General features: G+C 65.4%; 15 protein-coding genes. All 15 read right to left on the bottom strand.

The annotated features are described in order from the left end of the window. Positions 1 to 4,530, bottom strand: a complete 4,530-nt coding sequence (locus tag ACLD02_RS08890; RefSeq protein ID WP_410298501.1) for a cellulose synthase subunit BcsC-related outer membrane protein — start codon at positions 4,528 to 4,530, stop codon at positions 1 to 3. Next, a complete protein-coding gene (bcsA, locus tag ACLD02_RS08885; RefSeq protein WP_410298500.1) occupies positions 4,527 to 8,879 on the bottom strand; it encodes a UDP-forming cellulose synthase catalytic subunit in 4,353 nt (1,450 codons plus the stop codon). Before bcsA ends, ACLD02_RS08890 begins: the two co-directional genes overlap by 4 nt. A 57-nt stretch (positions 8,880 to 8,936) precedes the next feature. Further along, the gene (bcsQ, locus tag ACLD02_RS08880; protein ID WP_410298499.1) at positions 8,937 to 9,728 is read right to left on the bottom strand and encodes a cellulose biosynthesis protein BcsQ; all 792 of its coding nucleotides are present in this window, start codon (positions 9,726 to 9,728) and stop codon (positions 8,937 to 8,939) included. Next, complete coding sequence (locus ACLD02_RS08875) at positions 9,719 to 10,126, bottom strand: hypothetical protein (protein ID WP_410298498.1); 408 nt, start codon at positions 10,124 to 10,126, stop codon at positions 9,719 to 9,721. The genes bcsQ and ACLD02_RS08875 overlap by 10 nt, the downstream gene beginning before the upstream one ends. Before the next feature lie 465 nt (positions 10,127 to 10,591). Continuing rightward, complete coding sequence (gene bfr, locus ACLD02_RS08870; protein WP_203100908.1) at positions 10,592 to 11,059, bottom strand: bacterioferritin; 468 nt, start codon at positions 11,057 to 11,059, stop codon at positions 10,592 to 10,594. Between the two features lie 148 nt (positions 11,060 to 11,207). Next, a complete protein-coding gene (locus tag ACLD02_RS08865) occupies positions 11,208 to 11,702 on the bottom strand; it encodes a hypothetical protein (protein WP_410298497.1) in 495 nt (164 codons plus the stop codon). 40 nt (positions 11,703 to 11,742) lie between these two features. Further along, positions 11,743 to 12,111, bottom strand: coding sequence for a hypothetical protein (locus tag ACLD02_RS08860; protein WP_410298496.1), 369 nt, complete (start codon positions 12,109 to 12,111; stop codon positions 11,743 to 11,745). Positions 12,112 to 12,114: 3 nt separating this feature from the next. Next, positions 12,115 to 14,112: a polysaccharide biosynthesis protein gene (locus ACLD02_RS08855; protein ID WP_410298495.1), complete on the bottom strand. Its 1,998-nt coding sequence runs from the start codon at positions 14,110 to 14,112 to the stop codon at positions 12,115 to 12,117. A gap of 96 nt (positions 14,113 to 14,208) precedes the next feature. Then, complete coding sequence (locus tag ACLD02_RS08850) at positions 14,209 to 15,444, bottom strand: O-antigen ligase family protein (protein ID WP_410298494.1); 1,236 nt, start codon at positions 15,442 to 15,444, stop codon at positions 14,209 to 14,211. Between the two features lie 18 nt (positions 15,445 to 15,462). Further along, positions 15,463 to 16,131 (bottom strand): nucleotidyl transferase AbiEii/AbiGii toxin family protein, encoded by a 669-nt coding sequence (locus ACLD02_RS08845; protein ID WP_410298493.1) that lies wholly within the window; start codon positions 16,129 to 16,131, stop codon positions 15,463 to 15,465. Further along, positions 16,128 to 16,625: a hypothetical protein gene (locus ACLD02_RS08840; protein WP_410298492.1), complete on the bottom strand. Its 498-nt coding sequence runs from the start codon at positions 16,623 to 16,625 to the stop codon at positions 16,128 to 16,130. The genes ACLD02_RS08845 and ACLD02_RS08840 overlap by 4 nt, the downstream gene beginning before the upstream one ends. Positions 16,626 to 16,775: 150 nt before the next feature. Continuing rightward, complete coding sequence (locus tag ACLD02_RS08835; RefSeq protein ID WP_410298491.1) at positions 16,776 to 17,954, bottom strand: DegT/DnrJ/EryC1/StrS family aminotransferase; 1,179 nt, start codon at positions 17,952 to 17,954, stop codon at positions 16,776 to 16,778. A gap of 64 nt (positions 17,955 to 18,018) precedes the next feature. Then, the gene (locus tag ACLD02_RS08830; RefSeq protein WP_410298490.1) at positions 18,019 to 18,318 is read right to left on the bottom strand and encodes a type II toxin-antitoxin system RelE/ParE family toxin; all 300 of its coding nucleotides are present in this window, start codon (positions 18,316 to 18,318) and stop codon (positions 18,019 to 18,021) included. Further along, positions 18,315 to 18,536, bottom strand: coding sequence for an addiction module protein (locus tag ACLD02_RS08825; RefSeq protein WP_161383022.1), 222 nt, complete (start codon positions 18,534 to 18,536; stop codon positions 18,315 to 18,317). The genes ACLD02_RS08830 and ACLD02_RS08825 overlap by 4 nt, the downstream gene beginning before the upstream one ends. A 105-nt stretch (positions 18,537 to 18,641) precedes the next feature. Next, positions 18,642 to 18,869, bottom strand: a complete 228-nt coding sequence (locus ACLD02_RS08820; RefSeq protein ID WP_410298489.1) for a DUF4351 domain-containing protein — start codon at positions 18,867 to 18,869, stop codon at positions 18,642 to 18,644. Positions 18,870 to 19,136: the final 267 nt, after the last annotated feature.

The following is a 19,136-nucleotide window of genomic DNA, read 5'->3' as shown; positions in this document are numbered from 1 at the left end:
TCACGGCTCCATGGTGTAAAGCAGGTTGATCATCGCTGACGTTTCCGAATAGTCCCCGAACGTATCGTACCCGAGGCTGGTGCCCAGGCTGAACGCCGGTGACAACTGATAATCGAGCCCCGCGCCCAGATTCAGCCCGAAGCCGCTCTCGCTCTCTGCTTCGTAGTACGACGCAGGAGCGACGCCGGCGTCGACCAGTATATCCAACCACTGCTGTTGCCCCCCCAAAGTCGGGAAATACGGCGCTTCTTCCACGCTGTAACTCTGGAAGCCCGGTGAAACACGGGCGTTCCAGGTAACCTTGTTATAGCTTTCCTGATAGGTGATCGGGAAGGCCAGGCTTACATAATCCTGCGGGCTGAAGTAACCGCCATGCCCATAGGTGAACTGGCCCCGGTTCTCGTCGAAACTGCGATAGTTGAGGTGCACGCCGGTCTGCAGCTGCCGCCAGCGCTGGTTGATCGGCTTCACGTAGGCGCCCAGGTTGAACGATGCTTCCTGGTTGTCGTCCACGTTGTGGCCCTGGTAGCTGTAGAAGCCCAGGTCGCCGTAGGTGCCCACCTCGCCGTTATCGTAGGACAATCCCAGCTCGGCGCCGGTGCGGGTCACGCCGCCCCAGCGGTCGCCGGTGGCCGGGTCCTCGACGCCGGCGTAGGACAACAGGCTGTCCTTGACCGCGCGGCGCTGAGCGGTGACCCGGAAGTTGGTGTTCGGCGCCACTTCCGGTGCCCAGGTAATACCGCCCACCAGGTTGGTGACCTCGAAGCCATACGGGGTGCTGCCGATGTCGGCGCTGAAACCACCTTCGCGGTAACCGAACGCCACCGCCAGGCCGGAGTCGGTCTGGTTGCCGGAGGCGGCGGCGCGCTGGTAGGCGCCGGCACGGGCGGCCACGTCGTTGACCAGTTGCCGCACGGCGGCGCTGCGCGCCCGGTAGTCGGCCACGTTGTCCGCTTCCAGGGAGAAGTCGCTGGTGCCGAATTCGCGCTCCAGGTACTCGTTGACGAACTGGCGTTGCTCGGTGTTGAGCGCATCCAGGTCGATGCCGGATTCGAACAGCACGTTGCGGGTCACGTTGGTGCCGAACACGTCCTCGGCGTCCGTCAGATCATTTTCCGCCTGGTCATACTGGCTCTGACGCTGGTTGAGGGTTTCCTCGGCCTGGTCGAGCTGGGTCTGGCGGGTATCCACCGCCGCTTGCAGGGCCGCCAGTTCCTCATCGGTGGGATCGTCCGCGTCGAGCAGTTCCTGCTGGGCATCGGCCAGGTTGGTTTCGGCGGTATCGACGCTGCTTTGCGCGGCGCCGAGCTGGGTGTCGGCGGTGTCGAAGGCACCCTGGGCGGCGTCCACGTCGTCGGCGAACTCGTCGATTTCATCGATCAGATCACCGACCCCGCTGAGCTGCTCCACCACCGCCTCGGCGGCGTCGGAGGTGGCGCCGGTGGAGCCGAAGCGACGACCGGCGTCCTCGCTGAGGGTGCCGGCGTTCAGGTACACCGGCGAGGCGGTGGCGGTGAAGCGGCCGCCGCCGAACGGCACCCCGGACAGGCCGATGTCGCCGCGCACCTCGGTGAGCTGGCTAAGGCCGGATTCGCCGTCGCGGAAGCGCAGCGACAGACCGCCCTGCCCCTTCGGCGACAGCGCCTGGCGCAGATCACCCTGCAGATCGTCGATGCGCACCAGCCGCTCGCGGCTGGGCGCCGGCTTGGGCGCTTCCTGGCGAGCGGCGGCGCGGGCGCTGCTGGCACCGGCGCCGGAACCGCCGCCGTAGCCATAATCCTGCATGCGCGCCACTTCGTCCGGGCGCCGCCAGTCGCCGGCCCACTGCTCGTCGCCGCCACCGTGGTAGGGGCTGGCGGGGGTCGGGGTCACCGGCTCGGCGTCGTAGGAGCGGTTCAGGTAGGCACGGGCCTCGCCATCGGGCTGCCAGCGCCCGGCGGTTTCAGTCTGGCCGGGCAGCCATACACCGGCGCCCTTGCTGTCGCCACCGCCGCCGCCGAAGGCCGCCCAGCGGCCATCGTCACGGGCCTGGCCGGCACCCCGGAACGGGTTCACCACCCCGGCGATCACCGGGCTGTCGCCGCGCTCGGCGTTCTCCGCCTGCTCGGCGAATTTCAGCGCCTGGCGCTTGTCGCCCTGGGCCTCGGCGGTGCGCGCCGCCAGCAGCAGCAGCTCGCCATCTTCCAGCGGCGCCACCTGGCGCAACAGTTCCTCGGCGCGGTCGGCGTCGCCGGCGCCCAGGGCGGAAGCCACCGCGCCACGGCGGGCGACGATGTCATTGGGGTCCCGCTCGAGCTGCCATTCGAACACCCGGCGGGCGTCTTCATAGCGCTTGCCCTGCAGGTACAGGCTGCCCAGCTCATGGAGCAGCGCCGGCGCCTGGGGCCGCCGTTCCAGTTCCGCCACCAGCACGTCGTAGGCCTGGGCCAATTGGTCCTGGTCACGCAGCGCCACCACCTGATCGAGCAGAAGCTGGTCGCGGGTACGGCCCAGGGCCGCGCGGGCCTGGGGGTCGTCACCGGCGCGGCGGTCGAGCAGCGCCATCAGGCGCCGCGCTTCACGCTGGTTGCCGGTGCGCGACAGCACCGAGGCGTGGTTCAGAAACGGCTCCACCGCGTTGCTGTCATTGAGGTGCAAATCCAGATCCCGGCGCACCAGGGCCAGGGCCAGGCCGTCTTCGCCCTGGTCCACCAGCAAGGTGGCCACCTGACCCAGCTCGCCCGGGTCCTGGGGCGGGTTGCGGTACAGATCGTCCAGGGCGTTTTCCACCTGCCAGGAATCCCCTTCGGAGAGCACCCGGCGCAGGCGCGCCACCCGGGCGCCACCACGCACCCGCTCCGCCAGGGCGTCGATGGCATCGTCGCGCTGGCCGGCGGGGATGCCGGCCAGCAGCGCCTCGGCGTCTTCCCAACGCTCCTGCTTTTCGGCCAGCAAGGCGGCCACGCGCAGGTCATCCACGCCCGGCTTGTCATCCAGCAGCGGCTCGATCAGGGCGCGCGCCCGGCGCGGCTGGCCCTGGTCGTCGTAGAAGCGGGCCAGGGACAGCCGGGTCCAGGGATCGTCCGGGGCCAGCGCCATGGCTTCACGCAGGGCGGATTCGCCGGCTCCAGGGCGACCACCGGCGAGCAGTTCCTCGCCCCGGGTGCGCAGGGCATCGACCCGCTGCTGGCGCAGGTAGGCCAGATCCTCGCGGGCGGACGCCGGCAACTGGGCGAACACCTCGTCGGCCTCGTCGTAGCGGCCCTGGGCGAGCAGCGCGCGCACCAGGCCGCCACGGGCCTCGGTCAGCGCCGGGCGTTCCACCAGCAGGCCCCGGTACAGGGTTTCCGCCACCTGGGGCCGGTCCTGGGCGAGCAGAATCTCGCCCTGCAGCAGCTTGGCGTCGCGGCCCTGGTTGCCGGCGGTCTCGGTAAGCGGGCGCACGGTCTGGAACGCCTGGTCCAGGTTACCGGCCTGGTAGGCGGCCCGAGCGGTGGCGAGACGGCCATAAAAGCGGGCGCTCTGCAGCGCCGGGCGCCAATCGTCGGCCTTGGCCGGCTTCATCTTGATGGCCCGCTCCAGGGTGCGCTCGGCGTCCTGGAACTTCTCGCGGCGCAGTTGCGCCAGACCCAGGCCGGCCAGCGCCTCGGCGTCGTTGGGGTTGTCCTTGAGGGCGGCGCGGAACGCCTGCTCCGCATTGCTGGCCCGGCCGGCGTCCAGGGCCTGGTAGCCGCGGCCACGCTCGGCGGTGGCCTGGTCATTGGCCTGCACCAGCTTGGCTTTTACGCCATTGTCCTCGGGGAAACTCTCCAGGTAAGCACGCAACGGCGCCACGCTGGAGGGCTGATCGGGCAGCCACAGCAGGCCCTGGCGCCAGGCGGCGGCCACTTCCTTGTCCTGCTTCTGCGTCCAGAGGCCGCGCAGGCGTTCGATGCCGCGCAACCGGGTGCCGCCGTCGTAGGTCAGCACCTTGCCCAGGGCCAGGGAAATGCGCCGGTCACCGGGGCGCGCGGCGGCCATGTCTTCCAGGCCGCGACGGGCCTCGTCGCGGCGGCCTTCCACGCCGGCCAGGGTCTGGTAATACTCCAGCGCCAGGTCGCCGGGCGGCGGCTGGTCTCCGAACAGTTCCTCGTAGCGGGCCACGGCGCCCTTCGGGTTGCCGGCGGCGGCCAGCCGCCGGGCTTCACGCAGCAGGTCCGAATCCAGCCCCTGGCGGCGGTTGCGCTCTGCCAGGCGGCGCGCGTAGTCACTGTCCGGGGCCACCCGGCGCAGACGGTCGGCGTAGCGTTGCGCGGCGGCCGGGTCGCGGTCCATCTCCAGCATCGCCATCTGATAGAGCGCCGCCGGGTTGTCCGGGTCCGCGTTGAGCACCCGCTGCAGGGTGTCCGCGGCCAGATCCGGGCGGTTGTTGCCACGCCAGAACTCCGCCTGATCGAGCAGTCGCTGCACCGAGGCGTCGGTTTCCTGGGCCAGGACCGGCGACACCGGCGCCAGCAGCGCCGAGCCGAGCAGGCCGGCGGCCAGCCATCCATTGAAGCGCTTCGCTTTCATCGCTTTTTCCGTTCCCCGTGTTCGTTCAGGCGCCGCGCCGCCCGGGCGCGCAACAAGGGCACCATGGTGCCGGCAATCAGGATCAGTACGAACAGCGCGCAAAGCAGCAAAATATCCGGCCGCTGCCCCAGCACCCACCGCACCATGGTCATGTAGTTGTTGTCACTGTCCGGGCTCACCGGGTGGATTCGGAAGTTGCGGATTTCTTCCTTGTCGTCCAACAGTGACAGGTCCTCGCCCACCTCGGCGCGCACCTGTTCGTCACCCAGTTCCACCGCCAGTCCCGCCAGCATGCTGGCCTGGTTGGTGGCCAGCAATACCATTTCGCGGTGATTGTTCAGCGGCGAATGGGCCGCCACCAGCGCCTGCACCCGGGAACGGCTGCTCAGCGCCCGGTCGGCTTCGTCCCGTTGCAGGTTATCGCCGTACAGAGCCCACAGTTTGAGCCGCTCCCACAGTCCCGGCGGGTGCACCCGCAGACGGTTTTCGTAGAAGTAGAACGGCGGCTGCAGCAGGGTGCGCGCCAGCGGGTCATCCAGGGATGTGAGCGCCAGCCAGTGACGGTCCAACACGCTGCGCAGCCCATCGCGACCCAGCACCACGGCCAGCTTGTCGCCGGCCACCCCGGTGCCCTCGGCGAACCGGGAAAGCAGGGTGAAGGCGCCCTCCAGAGCCGCCAGGGACGGTTTTTCCGGCAGCACCAGGGCGCTCTCCGAAAGATCCGCGCGCACCGTGAACGGATAACCGGCGGCCAGGAACGGCCGCAGCTCCGGCACCTCCGCCAGATGCCAGGTGTCGGTGAGGTCCAGGGTGGAATCCGGGTACACCTGGCTGACCACGTCCGTGGGCAGGGTCACGTTGCACGGGTCGTCGAAGTGGTAGCGCAGGTTGAAATAAAAGGTCAGCTCGTTCTGGCCGTGGATCAGCGACGGCGGCACCGGCAGCACCGCCTGCTCCTGGCGCAGCGGGCCGGCCACCAGCCCCCAGAGGTGCTCGAACAGGCCGCGCCGGGTCACCGGCAGCGAGCCCAGGTACTGGCCATTGAGCGCCACGTCCAGGCGCGATTTGTCGGCGTCCAGCCATTCGCCGTCCGGGAACCGGTAGCGAATACGCAGCGGCACCGTGTCACCGGGCCACAGGTCCAGGTCCGGCGCTACCCGGAACGGCACCCGGATCAGTGCAGGGTTGATGCCGTTGACGCGCAACTGGTCCGGCTCGACCAGGTCCCCGAGACGCAGGGGCACCGCGTCGCCGGCGTTCCAGCGCGGCGCGTCGTAGGGGCGGCTGACCGGTGTCGACACCGGTTCCGCCACCATGCTGCGGCCATAGGGCGGCGTTTTCGGGTGCATCAGGAAGCGCGCCGCCTGCACCAGGCCGGCGCTGTCCGGAGCTTCGATCACCAGCAGCTTGCCACCGCCGGGGTTGTCGTCCATGCGGATGACCGGCTCGGTGACGGGTGCCGTCGGCGGCAGGCCGGGCATGGGGTCGTCATTGGTGGTGAATACCACCGCGTGCCCGTCAGGCAGCCCGTTGTCCACCGACCAGTGCATTTCACGGTAGCGATTGATCGAACCGATCCAGGAACTGATCAGGGCGGCGGCCTGCACCTGATCCTGGTCGTCCGGGCTGGGCAACGCCATGCGCACGGTCACCGGGCCGGAGCCATCCGGATCGAAGAACGGCACCGGCAGCAGGTCCAGCCGGTTGGCCAGGGGCAGGCCCTCCACCGCCAGGTGCAGGGTACTGCCGGGCAGGATCTCGGCGTGCACGCGGGGGTCCAGCGGGTTCGGGCAGGTCTGGTCGGCGATGCCGTAGAGCCGGAAGCCGAGGCGGTTGTGGTCCACCAACAGGGAAGGGTTGATGTCGAATTCGTAGTCGTGCGCTTCGCCGTCGCCCTCGCGCAGGATCAAGCGCTGCACCGGCTCGCCGTTGATGTTCACCACCAGCTCGCCATTGCCATTGGCCAGGGCCGGGTCGTGGCGCAGACGCAACATCATGCGCGCGCCCACCACCACTTCGTCCGCGGACAGCGACAGCCCTACCCCGGCCTGGGAGCCATCGCCGGTGAGCGACAGTCCATCAGCCAGACCAAGCTGCGCCAGGGTCATCTCCTTGGCCGACGTCGGCACCGGCCGTGCCAGTTCGCTGATCGGCACCGCCTCCACCTGGGCCTGGGCCATGGCCGGGCGCACCGCCAGCAGCACCAGCACCGCCACCAGGAACAACATGGCGGTGGGGATGATCCAGCGCCACAGCTTGCCCTGGTGGAATACCCGGTTGGCCTCGCGCTCCTCCGCGTCCCGGGACATCAGGTCCGGCAGGAACAGGCCCAGCACGCAGCGCAGCACCGGCCAGAACGCCTTCAAGGGATGATCCTGACGGCGTTCGCCATCGGCCAGCCAGGCGTCCGCCCGGCCCATCACGATACGCACCAGTTGACGGCGCTGGTTGATGTCCAGCTCGCCAAGACGCAGGCGCAGGTAGCGCCGGTCGCCGCCCATGGTCTCCGCCGGCAGCAGCACGGTGCGGCCGTTCATGCCCACCTCGAGAAACTCCACCGCGTGGTCCGGCAGCTCGCCGCCCGGGTTGCGCACCCGCGCCCCGGTCATGGAAATGTCCACCGTGCGGGTGGCCAGGGTGTGGCCCTCCACCATATAGAGAGTGGCCGGCAGATCCAGATTAACGCGCACCGAGCCACGCACCTGGCGGCGCTCCCGGGCCACGGCGATGGTGGCGAACAGAATGAACAGGCTGAAGCCGCCCCAGAACAGGTTCAGCGCCATGACGTCCGGCTGCACCCCGTAGTATTCGTGCCAGAACAGGCGTACCACGCCCCAGCCGAGCCCGGCCATCAACAGGAAGGCCACCACCAGGTGCGGTTTCACCGGGTCCACGTCGAAGAAGGTCTCGTTGAGCAGGCCGCCTTTCTCGGTCACGTTGAACTTGCCGCGCCGGGGGTTGAAGAAGGTCACCAGGGTCGGCTTCACCAGGTGGAAGCACAACGACGATTCGTAGATCTCGCCCCACAGAGTGTGGCGGTAGCGGCCATTCAACCGGGAGTTGGTGTAGATGGCGTGGAACAGGTGCGGCAGCGCGTAGGCCAGGATCATCTGCGCCGAGGAGGCGATGATGTTCTGGCCGATCAGCAGATACGCCAGGGGAGCGGTGAGGAACACCACGCGCGGCAACGGGAACATGAAATGCAGCGCCGCGTTCAGGTAGCACAGCCGCTGGGCCAGGGTCAGGCCGCGCCCCAGCAAGGGGTTGTCCAGGCGCAGAATCTGCGTCATGCCCCGCGCCCAACGGGCCCGCTGGCCAATGTGCAACGACAGCCGCTCGGTGGCCAGCCCGGCGGCCAGCGGCAGGCCCAGGAAGGCGGTACGCCAACCCTTGCGCTGCATCTTCAGGGCGGTGTGGGCGTCCTCGGTAACGGTCTCCACGGCGAAGCCTTCCACTTCGTCCAGGGCGGCACGGCGAATCACCGCGCAGGAGCCGCAGAAGAAGGTGGCGTTCCAGAAGTCGTTGCCCTTTTGCACCGGCCCGTAGAACAGCTCGCCTTCCCGGGGCAGGTCATCGCCCACCGCCAGGTTGCGCTCGAACGGGTCCTGGGAATAGAAGTAGTGCGGGGTCTGCAGCATGGACAGGCCCGGGTCGGTGCAAAAACCGCCCACGGTGCTCTGCAGGAAACCGGTGGTGGGAATGTGGTCGCAGTCGAACACGCAGATCAGCTCACCGTCGGTGAGCCCCATGGCGTTGTTCAGGTTGCCGGCCTTGGCGTGGTTGTGTTCCTCGCGGGCGATGTAGCCCACCCCGGCGCGGGCGGCGAAGGCGGCGAACGCCTGCCGGCCACCGTCGTCCAGCAGATAGATCTTCATCTTGTCCGCCGGGTATTCCAGTTCCTGGGCGGCCAGCACCGTGTCCATCACCACCGACAGGTCTTCGTTGTAGGTGGGGATGTAAACGTCCACGGTGGGCCAGTCGTCCATGTTCTCCGGCATCGGCGTGATCGGGCGCTCCAGCGGGAAAAGCGTCTGGATGTAGCCGAAGAACATAATCGTCCAGGCATAGAGCTCGGCGGCGAACAGGCCGTAACCGAGCACGTATTCAAAGCCGGTCTGGAACACCAGGGTCTCGGTGGTGCGCCAATAGAGGTAGCGGGTGGAGACCACCATGGACAGCAGGATCAGCCCCAGGGAGGCGCGCCGCGAACCCGGGTTGCTAAGCCGGTGCGCCAGAATCGCCAGAACGGCGCCGGCGATGCCGAGCGCCATCTGGTGCTCGGCGTCCATGGGGGTGGTGATGAACAGAAAAAGAGGTGGAATGGCGAGCAAAAGCGCCAACACAAGCATGATCCGCCCGCGCAGGAGACCCCCACGCCGCTCCGAAATTGTCGCCATCAAAACCCCTCAAGAAGCGCCGCCCGGCACCTCCACCGCGGTGCCGCCGATTTCCGCCAATTGTTGTAGTACCCGGTTCACGCACTGCTTCATGTCGGCCGCGCCCCGGGAATGGGGCGCCTGCTCGAACACCGAGCGCTGCCGGGCGTTGGCTTCGGGAAAGGCCTCATCACGGTGGATCTCGCCAAGGAGTTCCGAACCGTGCCGCCGTTCCATGATTTCCTTTACTTCCGTATTCAAACGCTGGCGCGGGTCCACCTGGTTGAGGATGAACCCGTGACGGCTGCCGGCGGGCACGTCTTCCGGGAAGAAGTCCCCGGATTCCACCCGCGGCAGCAGCGACAGGGAGGCTGAATCCGCCAGCAACACGGTGATGCGCAGATCCGCCAGCCGGCTCACCGCCCACAGCGCGCTGGAATCCCCCGGCGGCAAGTCGGCGATCACCACGGTCCCCGGCGTCGAGGCCAGGGAGCCCAGCGGGCGGTTCAGAAAGCCGGGCTCTTCCAGCGCACGATCAAACACCTGGCGCTCGAAACGCGGCACCTCGCCATAGGGCAGCAACTGAATGCCATCCCCCACGGAACGGGCCAGCGGGCGCCAGTCGTCCTGGTCCACGGCGGAATGCACATAGCCCGCGCCGTCGCTCAGCGATACCCCGAAATGCAGACGCAAAGCGTTCTGCGCGTCGAAGTCGATGACCGCGACCCGGTAGCCGAGACGGCGAATGCCGTATGCCAGGTTGGCGGCGCAAGTAGTCTTACCCACGCCACCCTTGGGAGAATCAACGGAAATCAGCGCCATGCATCGGTTCCGAATGGACGGTTGACGGCTTGCCGCTCGGCGATACGCCGCAGCAGCGCTTTCAATGGCGTGCCATTGTAAGCATTTTCCACCGTCTCCGTTGAGGCCTCCTCCGCGGCTCGCGAGAGCAGCGAACGAAACCGTGGCCGCGCCGGCTCGGCGGCGGCCATCGGTGCCGGCGACGCGATCGGCGCCGGCTCCTCATGGCGCTGAACCTGCGGGCTGGGAGCGGGGTCCCCACCCTCGCCTCCGGCCACCTGGTCCAGCAATGTCCATTCGGATGCCCGGGGCGCCGCGCTTTCCACTTGGGAAGGACGGCCGCCTACCGGTCTGATTTTGAAGTCCCTTTCCCCCGCTTTCCTCCTGAAACCGTCCTGTTCGTCATATTGTCTGTTCATTGCGTTTTCAGTCCGCCAGCCAGGTACAGTGAAAAAACTGTGATATAGCTCACATTTTGCTCACGGTCGAGAGCCTACAGAAAAGCACCGTAGTTGTACACACGTTAACCAATTCATAACGCCGGTTACATGAATTAACCTTTGCTATGGATCAAATGCCACAGAAAAAACGTGACATATAACCCATGGGAATCAAGCTACTAGCTTGACCCTAAGGTTGTGAGTCGGGCGTGAGCATATCATGAGCCTCACTTCCTGGCGCCTTTTCATGTGAACAGGCGGTATACAAATTATTTCCCTTTATCAATTGCCGTCGGCGCCCTCCCCCGGCAGTCTCTTAAGGTCGCGCGTCCATGACTCAGCAGGGAAGGGAGCACCGCCGACCCATCGACCGATTCTCCATCGTGTCGAACAAAAAAGGCGCCCCTTGGGGCGCCTTTTTCTTGGCCTTCGCGGAATAGCGGATCAGGAGATCTGCGACTGCCGGTAATTTTGCTCGCCGATGTGCTTGATCAACCGCAACTGCTGCTCCAGCCAGTGGGTGTGATCCTCCTCGGTATCCTCAAGCTGCTGGCGCAGCATGTCGCGGGTCACGTAGTCGCGCACCGATTCGCACAGCGCGATGGCGTTGGCCAGGTTCTCGCGCACCTGGTACTCCAGGCGCAGGTCCGATTCCAGCATCTCGATCAGAGTGCGGCCCGGATCAATGGCGTGGGGCGTCATGTCCGGCTCCCCTTCCAGGAACAGCAGCCGGCGCAGAATGGCATCCGCGTGCTCCGTCTCTTCCTGCATCTCATGGTTGATGCGCTCGTACAGACGCTGGTAGCCCTGGTCCTCGTACTGGCGCGAATGCAGGAAATACTGGTCCCGGGCGGCCAGTTCACCGCGCAGCAGATCCCGCAAGCACTCGATCACGTCCGGATGGCCTTTCATGGAACACTCCTCGAATCACGGATAACCGAAAACCCGCGCAGTATGCCTCCAGCCGCCGCGACTTACCAGCCCATTGTTTATTTTTTTCAATAAATTCAAAGGGTTATTGGACCAATAAAAGAAAAACGAATCGCAACAAGAAAGGTTATCAGGCAGCCAGGTCGTTGAGACGTTTGAGGATGGCGAGGTCGCGTTCCTGAACCCGGCTGATGGGGAAATCCTCGCACGGGAGAGTGAGCACGGTCTGATGCAGGGCGGCGCACCAGCCGGTGAGGGTTGCCAGGCCGGCGCGCAGGCGTTCGTGGCGCCACTCGATAAAAGCCTGTTCGATGTCCTGACCGGGGCGGCGAAGATAGTTGGCGGCGTGGGCTTCCAGATAGGGCAGCCCCAGATCGAGCTCCGCCAGCAGTACCTGGGAGCGGACCAGGGCCATGAAGCAGGGGGTCGGGTAGCTGGACAACGGCGTCGCCGCCGTGCAGCCACAACCGGCATCGGTGCCCGGCCCATGGTGATGCAGGCAACCGCTGATCAGGGCCATCAGGCTGGGTTTTTCCTTGGCCTGTTTCAGCCAATCCAGAAACACATCGCCGTGGAAGGACGTACGCATAAACGTCACGCCCTCCAGGAGGTCGATCAATTGCATATCACACACCCCAGAAAAGAAAAAAAGGAAGGAAGATTTTTTAGTTATCAGAAAAGCGGAAAAATCGCGTGAGCACGCCAAGCGCCAGGGCCGCCAGGCCCACCCCCACCAGGTTGGCGACCAGGTCGTACACACTGAAAAAACGGGACGGTTGAATCAGGTGCTGAAACACCTCGAGGTTAATCGCGATCAGCAGCAGCAAGGGCCAGAACCAGCGTGCCGGCGCCCCCGGCAAGGCCAGCCGGGCGGTGCCGGCCATAGCGGCCAGGGCCAGGGCGTGCAGCAACACGTCCGGCCCCAGCTCCGCCACCGGGCGCACCGTACTCTGTGGCGCGAAGATGCCAACCAGGCCCACCACCCAGCACAGCAGGCACAGGCAACGCCAGGTGGGAGAGCCGGGACGCGGCATGCGTCAGTGCACGGACCCGGGCGTATTGTCGATGGAGGCCGCGTCGCCGGGCCGCGCCATGCCCAGGGTGGCGGTTTCACGCAGCGGCGTGTGGCTCTTCCTGGGCGGGCCGGGTTCGTCGCCGGGCAGGCGGGGCATGTAGCCGTTGACGTAGGCGCGCAGCAGCGCCTTGATGCCCTCGCTGTCGCCACGCTCCAGGGCGCCCCGGAACGCCTCCAGCGCGCGCAGCATCTCCTCCAGGTCGAGCATTTCCTCGCTCGCCTGCATGATCATTTCATGCTCGGTGTGGGTGCTGCACTCGCCGATCAGCAGCTCTTCGTACAACTTCTCGCCAGGGCGCAGGCCGGTGAAGGCCACCTCGATGTCGCCTTCCGGGTTACTCTCGTTACGCACCGTGAGCCCCATCAGGCGGATCAGCGTGTAAGCCAGATCGACGATGCGCACCGGCTCGCCCATGTCCAGCACGAACACTTCCCCACCCCGCGCCATGGCACCGGCCTGGATCACCAGTTGCGAAGCCTCCGGAATGGTCATGAAGTAACGGATCACATCCGGGTGGGTCACGGTCACCGGCCCGCCCCGCGCGATCTGGTCGCGGAACAGCGGCACCACCGAGCCCGACGAGCCCAGGACGTTGCCGAAGCGCACCATGGAGAACACCGTGGCGCTGCCCTTGGCCGCCATCGCCTGCAGCACCATTTCCGCGAACCGCTTGGTGGCGCCCATTACGTTGGTGGGCCGCACCGCCTTGTCGGTGGAAATCAGAATGAAATGCTTCACCCCGGCGGCTTCCGCGCCCTGGGCGGTTTCCAGGGTACCGAGAATATTATTGCGCACGCCGGCGGCCGGGTTGCCCTCGACGATCGGCACATGCTTGTAGGCGGCGGCGTGGTAAAGGGTGTCGATGGCGTGGTTCTCGCACAGGCGCTTCACGTAGCCCCGGTTCACCACCGAACCCAGCATCGGCACGATGGGAATGTCCAGGTCGGCGGCACGCAGCGCCGCCTTGAGCTCGCGTTCGATGTCGTAGAGCGCCACCTCGCTCTGCTCCAGCAGCACCAGGGAAGAGGGCCCCAGCTTGATGATCTGCCGGCACAGCTCCGAGCCGATGGACCCGCCGGCCCCGGTAACCAGCACGTTCTTACCGGCGATACAGCGGCTGAGCAGATCCCGCCGGGGCGGCACCGGATCACGGCCGAGCAGATCCTCGATGGCCACGTCCTTGATTTCCTCCAGGCGCGCCCGGCCACTGGCGATGTCCACGAAACTGGGCACGGTCTGCACCCGCACGCCCAGCTTCTCCAGCCAGGTGACCAGCGCCATGCGCCGATGGCGCGGCATGGAAGGCATGGCCAGCAGCACGGTGCGCACCCTGCCCTCGCGGACCATCTCCGCCAGCCGCCCACGCCCGCTTACCGGCACGCCGGAGAGCAGCATGTTCTGCTTGCCCGGCTCGTCGTCGACGATCAGCACCGGGCGCAGCTCGCCGGCGGACTGCAAGGCGGCGGCCAGTTGGCCACCGGCGGCGCCGGCCCCGTATATGGCCACCGGCTCGCGGTTGAAGTAACCGGACACCAGCCGGAACAGCACCCGCCGGGCCACGAAGCGGCTGGCCCCCAGGTACAACACCGACAGCACCCAGAAAATCATGAACACCGAGCGCGGCACCTGAAGTTCCATCATGTAGGCCATGCCCGCCAGGGTGACCACGGCGGCGCCCATGCCGAACACGATGGACCACACCGCCTCGGCGCCCAGGTAACGCACGATCGATCGGTAGAAACCGCAAATGTACAGGCAGGCAAGAGAGATCAGCACGGCGCCGGGCAGCAACCACCAGGGCTCGATGGCCACGTCCAGGGTGCTGAAACGCAACGCGTAGGCCGCCCACAACATCAGCGGCAGGCCCAGACCATCCACGGCCAGCATGATGGCGCGCTTCTGCCAGCGGGCGCTGTCCAGAACCGCGTTCAGCAGCCGGTGTTCCGAAAAAGAAGACATTACGACCTTTCCTTGTCGTGAAGCCGGAAGAGAGAGATGTAGCGTTTTTTGATGAACATCACGTTACCAGATATTGACGAAGTATTCACCGGGACGTCATCCCCCAATTGGGGGGGAACGGTCCGGCGCGGTGGACTTGAGCAGGCACCAACAAGCCACCAACAGTCCCAGATAACAGGACAACCCGCGCACATCACGCAGCATCGACTGACTTAGCCCGAAACCCACGAAGGCGGTGATCACCATCAAGCCCGCCGCCGCCAGGGCCCGCCCACGCCGATCCTGGCGGCGGCGCAGGTGCCGGGCGAACAGCGCGAACGGCACGCCATACAGCGCCAGCAACGACGCCAGCCCCACCAGGCCACGGCGGGCGGCGGTATCGATCAAATCATTGTGCAGTTGGTCATAGCGGCTGATGCCCGCGTAATACTGACCGCGCGCCACCCATTGATCGCGGCGCGCCTCCAGCCGGCCCTCGCCCCAGCCCAGTACCGGCCGCTCCACGAACAGCCGCAGCCCGGCCCGCCACATGTCCAGCCGCGCCCCCAACGACGACGCGGCGTCACCCCGGGCATAGTCCTGCAGGTTGTCCACGGCCTCGTCCACCCGTTCACGCACGCCACTTTGCGGCAACAGCGCGCCACCGATCAGCAGCGCGGCCAGCACGCCCGCCAACGGCCACAGCCGGCGACGCGGCAGGCCCTCGCCGAACGCCCAGGCCAACACCGCCAACAACAGGGGGAACACCACCCAGCCACCCCGGGTACCGGAAAACACCGACGCCAGCACGCCCAATACCCCGGCCAGCAGAAACCAGCCACGGCGGCGCCCCCGCGCCAGGAAAGCCACCAGGGAAAGGCCGCCGAACAACAACGCCAGGTTGCCGAAAGGAATCGCGTTAATGCCGCTGTCGGCCCGGTGCCGGCCCAGCCAGCCGAACTCGTAGCCAGCGATGCCGCCGGCCAGCGCCGCGCCCAGGGCGGCGCCCACCCAAAGCCCGTTGGCGGACGGCGGCCCGCGCCGCCAGGCCAGCCCCACCCAGGCCGCCAGAAACGGCCACAACGGCAGGAACAGGCCCTGGTTGCCCTCCCCCACCGGCCAGGTGCCGGTGCGCCACACGTCCAGGCACCATAGCCCGCCGAACACCAGCAGCGCCGCCAGGCAAAGCGCATCCTCACGATCCGGCGCCGGCGCCACGGCGGGCCGCGCCAGCGCCCAAGGCACCAGAACCGCCGCCAACAGCGGCACCGCGTAATAGGTCCACGGCACCACCAGCAGCAACGCCAGGAAGCCGGCAAGCAGCGCGGTATGGAGGCGGGGGAGAAAAGACATCAACGGAAAATGGGGTTCCTAAACGCGGCCATTCGCTTCAACGTTGCCTTGCAGGGCCAAAACGATCTCTTCAGGGTCCTGATCAACAAGCAGCAGGTCGTCGGCAAAAGCGGGCCGGTAGCGCTCCACGATGGCTTGGGGGTCGTCAAGAAAGCGGGCAAGTTCTCCCCATTGGCGCGCGTCAAAAGCGCCTGGGTGCGTCTTCGTCAGGAAAGCGAGGTCAAAGAGATCCCGAGCCGCCGTACGGGGACTGTCGCCGGTGATAGCCGCTGAAATCTTGTGCTGGGCTATGGTTTCCACCGTCGCGATCCGCATTCCTTCATGCTCGATATAAGAATCGTCGCCAATGCTCTCCATACGGTGGGAAATCTCGATAAACAGCGCCCCCGAAAGGTCGGCCTTATCCCGCCCCCCCGTATAAGTCAGCTTATGCCTCGTGACGGTGTTTGTGTCCTTAGGGGTAGTCAGCATATCGACACGTGCAATGTGCCTTAAAGCATCCTCGATTCTGTTATCGAGTTTTATTTTTTTGGGAGAATCAAAATCGAGATCCTCGGAGAAGCGGGGAAGTTTGTAAGCGAGCATCAACGCCGTACCCCCCTTAAGGACCAGAGGCGTATCGCTTACGTTCTTAACAATGGCCCGCATGACTTCCCTGTGCAGGTCTCTCAATGCATCCTTGCTCACGCAGCCTCTTCGGCGCCTCCTTGATTCAACCTCCTCCCGAGCAGGCGCTCCAGAACCTCGACGTTTTCATTATCAAGCCTGTTTCGGGCCTTCAAAAGCAAATTCACAACGCTCTGTTTCCCAGGCTCCGGCAACCAAGCGTCAAGCTCAAGGTGGGCCACACCATGCCAGCCTTCCGGAAGGCGGGAGATCAGCATATCCGCTATCGCACGAGCATGAGTCGCCACATGGACCGGCCCCTCCACGGTCTCACCCAAGCCGGCAACCACCTGGGAAGCATCGATAATGCCATCGCCACCAAAATAGTCGAACGAGTCAAACGAAGTCTCTTCGCCAACCAAACACAACGGAATCCGAGCACCGCGCCTTAAGGCACGAAGCATCTCCACCGTATGCCAATCACCAGAATCAGGCGAAGTAGGCAAATTCAGTGCCACGATACCGCTGATATAGCGGCGTGGTGTCGTTTCACTCCAGAGCTTCAGCGAAGTCATGATGGGAACCGCGCGAACGGCGAGTGGCCAATAATTGATCAAATAATAGCATTCGACCTTGACCCATGCAACCCGGAAAAGTGGAAAGAAACCCAACAAACGCCTTTACTATCAATTACTTATACCCCATCGCAAGTTTGGCAGGTCCGGTCAGGCGAGGGTGGCGCGGGCCATGACCGCCTGAAGGGCGGCGATGGTCTTTTCGATGTGGGCGGGCTCCAGGGTCGGGTGCACCAGGAACATCAGGCTGGTCTCGCCCAGCTCGCGGGCGGTGGGCAGGCGCTCGTCGGGGGCCAGCCCCAGGTCCTGGAAACATTTCTCCAGGTACACCTCGGAGCAGGAGCCGGAAAAGCACGGCACGCCCATGCCGACAATGCGGTTCATCACGCAGTCCCGGTCCCAGCCGGGGGCCAGGGTCTCCGGGCGCACGAACACATAGCATTTGTAGCCGGCATGGCCGGCCTCCGGCGGCGGCTCCGGCACGCGCAGGCCGGGCAGCGCGCGGGCGGCTTCCCAGATGGCCTGGCAATGGGCCTGGCGCAGGCGGGTCCATTCCGGCATCCGGCGAAGCTGAATCCGGCCAATGGCGGACTGCATTTCGGTGAGGCGCCAGTTGGTGCCCACGCTCTCGTGCAGCCAGCGAAAGCCGGGCGGGTGCTCGCGCTCGTAGACCGCTTCCCAGCTCTTGCCGTGATCCTTGAAGCTCCACATGCGGGACCAGAGATCACGGTCGTTGACGGTAACCATGCCCCCCTCCCCGCCGGTGGTCATGATCTTGTCCTGACAAAACGACCAGCAACCCACATGACCGAAGCCGCCCACCGAGCGGCCCTTCCAGGTGGCGCCGTGGGCCTGGGCACAATCCTCGATCACGAACAGATCGTGGGCCTCGGCCAAGGCCATCAGGGCGTCCATGTCGCAGGGCCAGCCGGCCAGGTGCACGCAGATCACCGCCTTGGTGCGCGGCGTGAGCACGGCGGCCACGGTCTCGGCGGTGATGTTCTGGGTGTCGCGGTCCACATCCGCGAACACCGGCGTGGCGCCGGCGTTGATCACCGCCGTGGCCGAGGCCAGGAAAGTGCGCGGCGTCACCACCACCTCATCGCCGGGGCCGATGCCCAGACCACGCAGGGCCAGATCCAGCGCCAGGGTGCCGTTGGCCACGGCGATGGCGTACTCGGTGCCGGCGAAAGCGGCGAACTCGCGCTCGAATTCGCGGCCTTCCTGGCCGGTCCAGTAGTTCACCTTATTGGAAAGCAGCACCGCGCTGGCGGCGTCCGCCTCTTCCTGGCTAAAGGAGGGCCAGGGCGGGAAAGGTCCATTCAGCATAATTCAGTCGAAATCCCTTCAGGGGGTGGGTAGATCAGAGTCGTGGGAGCGATACAGAGGTATCTTAATCGGACGAAAGCAGCCGCGTGCGCATCTTGTCAGGCGAGCGCCGGCAATCCAGAACCGCGTATACCCGGATCAGAGTCTCCTGGACGCGGTAATAAACAGCGTAGGGAAAGCGCCTGGACAACAGACGATAGTAGCCAAATATTTGAGCGTGAAGACCGCCATACAGTTGCAGCGAGTCGATATCCGAGAACAAGGAGTCCAAAAAGTACTGGCCTAGCCCCTCCCCTTGATCCTCGTAAAAACGAGCACCAGCCAGCAAATCATCGGCCGCTTGCTCGAGAAGTTCGATTTTCATTGGAACCGGTCGCGTATACGCTTTTTCGCGTCCGGCCAAGCGCTGAAGTGGCTCTTGCCCTCTTCCACACTATTGGCACGCTCTTCCAGCACGTCTTTATGCCATTGGGGAGCGGGGATGCTATCTGGTGCTTTTTCACTCAAGTCCACCCACAGCGCTTCAAGCACACGCAGCTTTTCTTCAATGCTCATTTGATCCAGATCCAACGAGATCGTCATCCGTCGCTCCTCGCAAAGTGGTGCAAGAGAAATTCATTGTAACCCCACGTCCCATCGAGCCGCCAACAACCGCCCAAAGCGCAACGACGGCCGCGAGCCTTCTGGCTACTGGAACACCTCATCAAGGGTGGCGGCGTCGTAGAGACGGTCGATCCAGTTTTCCAGCTCGGCACGGCTGGCGGCCTCCAACCGGTCGTTCACTTCCGAGGGCACGCCACCGAAACGACGCGCCAACTGGCGGCGCAAAATGGCGCGAGCTTCATTGGTGGAGCCTTGCTCCATGCCGGCCTGGAGGTGTTCGTCTTTCCATTCCTGAACGGTGTCTCTGGCCATGTCTCGGGCCTCCTGAAGATCATGAATCTCGGGTAGATTCGCGCCAGGCGCCCAATGACGCAACCGGCGGCGCAACCACTCCACGAAACCTCGCCTCAAACCTTACGATATGTAGGCCCTAACAAGGTGGTGGGGCGATAACGGCAGGAGCAAAACTGCCCCCGGGTTCGGCGTACCATGGATCGTTGAAGGAAGGCTTACTGCCGGGGTGTTTTTCTATTGCAAATCAGGACGTCCGTACCGACTCGTCGCCTGAAAACTCCCTAG

Origin of the sequence: Alloalcanivorax sp. C16-2, from assembly GCF_046507615.1 — a bacterium.
GTDB classification, from domain to species: Bacteria; Pseudomonadota; Gammaproteobacteria; order Pseudomonadales; family Alcanivoracaceae; genus Alloalcanivorax; species Alloalcanivorax marinus_A.
This window is presented reverse-complemented; position numbering and strand designations above follow the sequence as displayed.

What these genes read in the sequence shown, in the direction of transcription:
- ACLD02_RS08890 (WP_410298501.1), bottom strand. Translation starts at nt 4,530, where the DNA reads ATGAAAGCGAAGCGCTTCAATGGATGGCTGGCCGCCGGCCTGCTCGGC.
- bcsA (WP_410298500.1), bottom strand. Translation starts at nt 8,879, where the DNA reads ATGCTTGTGTTGGCGCTTTTGCTCGCCATTCCACCTCTTTTTCTGTTC.
- bcsQ (WP_410298499.1), bottom strand. Translation starts at nt 9,728, where the DNA reads ATGGCGCTGATTTCCGTTGATTCTCCCAAGGGTGGCGTGGGTAAGACT.
- ACLD02_RS08875 (WP_410298498.1), bottom strand. Translation starts at nt 10,126, where the DNA reads ATGAACAGACAATATGACGAACAGGACGGTTTCAGGAGGAAAGCGGGG.
- bfr (WP_203100908.1), bottom strand. Translation starts at nt 11,059, where the DNA reads ATGAAAGGCCATCCGGACGTGATCGAGTGCTTGCGGGATCTGCTGCGC.
- ACLD02_RS08865 (WP_410298497.1), bottom strand. Translation starts at nt 11,702, where the DNA reads ATGCAATTGATCGACCTCCTGGAGGGCGTGACGTTTATGCGTACGTCC.
- ACLD02_RS08860 (WP_410298496.1), bottom strand. Translation starts at nt 12,111, where the DNA reads ATGCCGCGTCCCGGCTCTCCCACCTGGCGTTGCCTGTGCCTGCTGTGC.
- ACLD02_RS08855 (WP_410298495.1), bottom strand. Translation starts at nt 14,112, where the DNA reads ATGTCTTCTTTTTCGGAACACCGGCTGCTGAACGCGGTTCTGGACAGC.
- ACLD02_RS08850 (WP_410298494.1), bottom strand. Translation starts at nt 15,444, where the DNA reads ATGTCTTTTCTCCCCCGCCTCCATACCGCGCTGCTTGCCGGCTTCCTG.
- ACLD02_RS08840 (WP_410298492.1), bottom strand. Translation starts at nt 16,625, where the DNA reads ATGACTTCGCTGAAGCTCTGGAGTGAAACGACACCACGCCGCTATATC.
- ACLD02_RS08835 (WP_410298491.1), bottom strand. Translation starts at nt 17,954, where the DNA reads ATGCTGAATGGACCTTTCCCGCCCTGGCCCTCCTTTAGCCAGGAAGAG.
- ACLD02_RS08830 (WP_410298490.1), bottom strand. Translation starts at nt 18,318, where the DNA reads ATGAAAATCGAACTTCTCGAGCAAGCGGCCGATGATTTGCTGGCTGGT.
- ACLD02_RS08825 (WP_161383022.1), bottom strand. Translation starts at nt 18,536, where the DNA reads ATGACGATCTCGTTGGATCTGGATCAAATGAGCATTGAAGAAAAGCTG.
- ACLD02_RS08820 (WP_410298489.1), bottom strand. Translation starts at nt 18,869, where the DNA reads ATGGCCAGAGACACCGTTCAGGAATGGAAAGACGAACACCTCCAGGCC.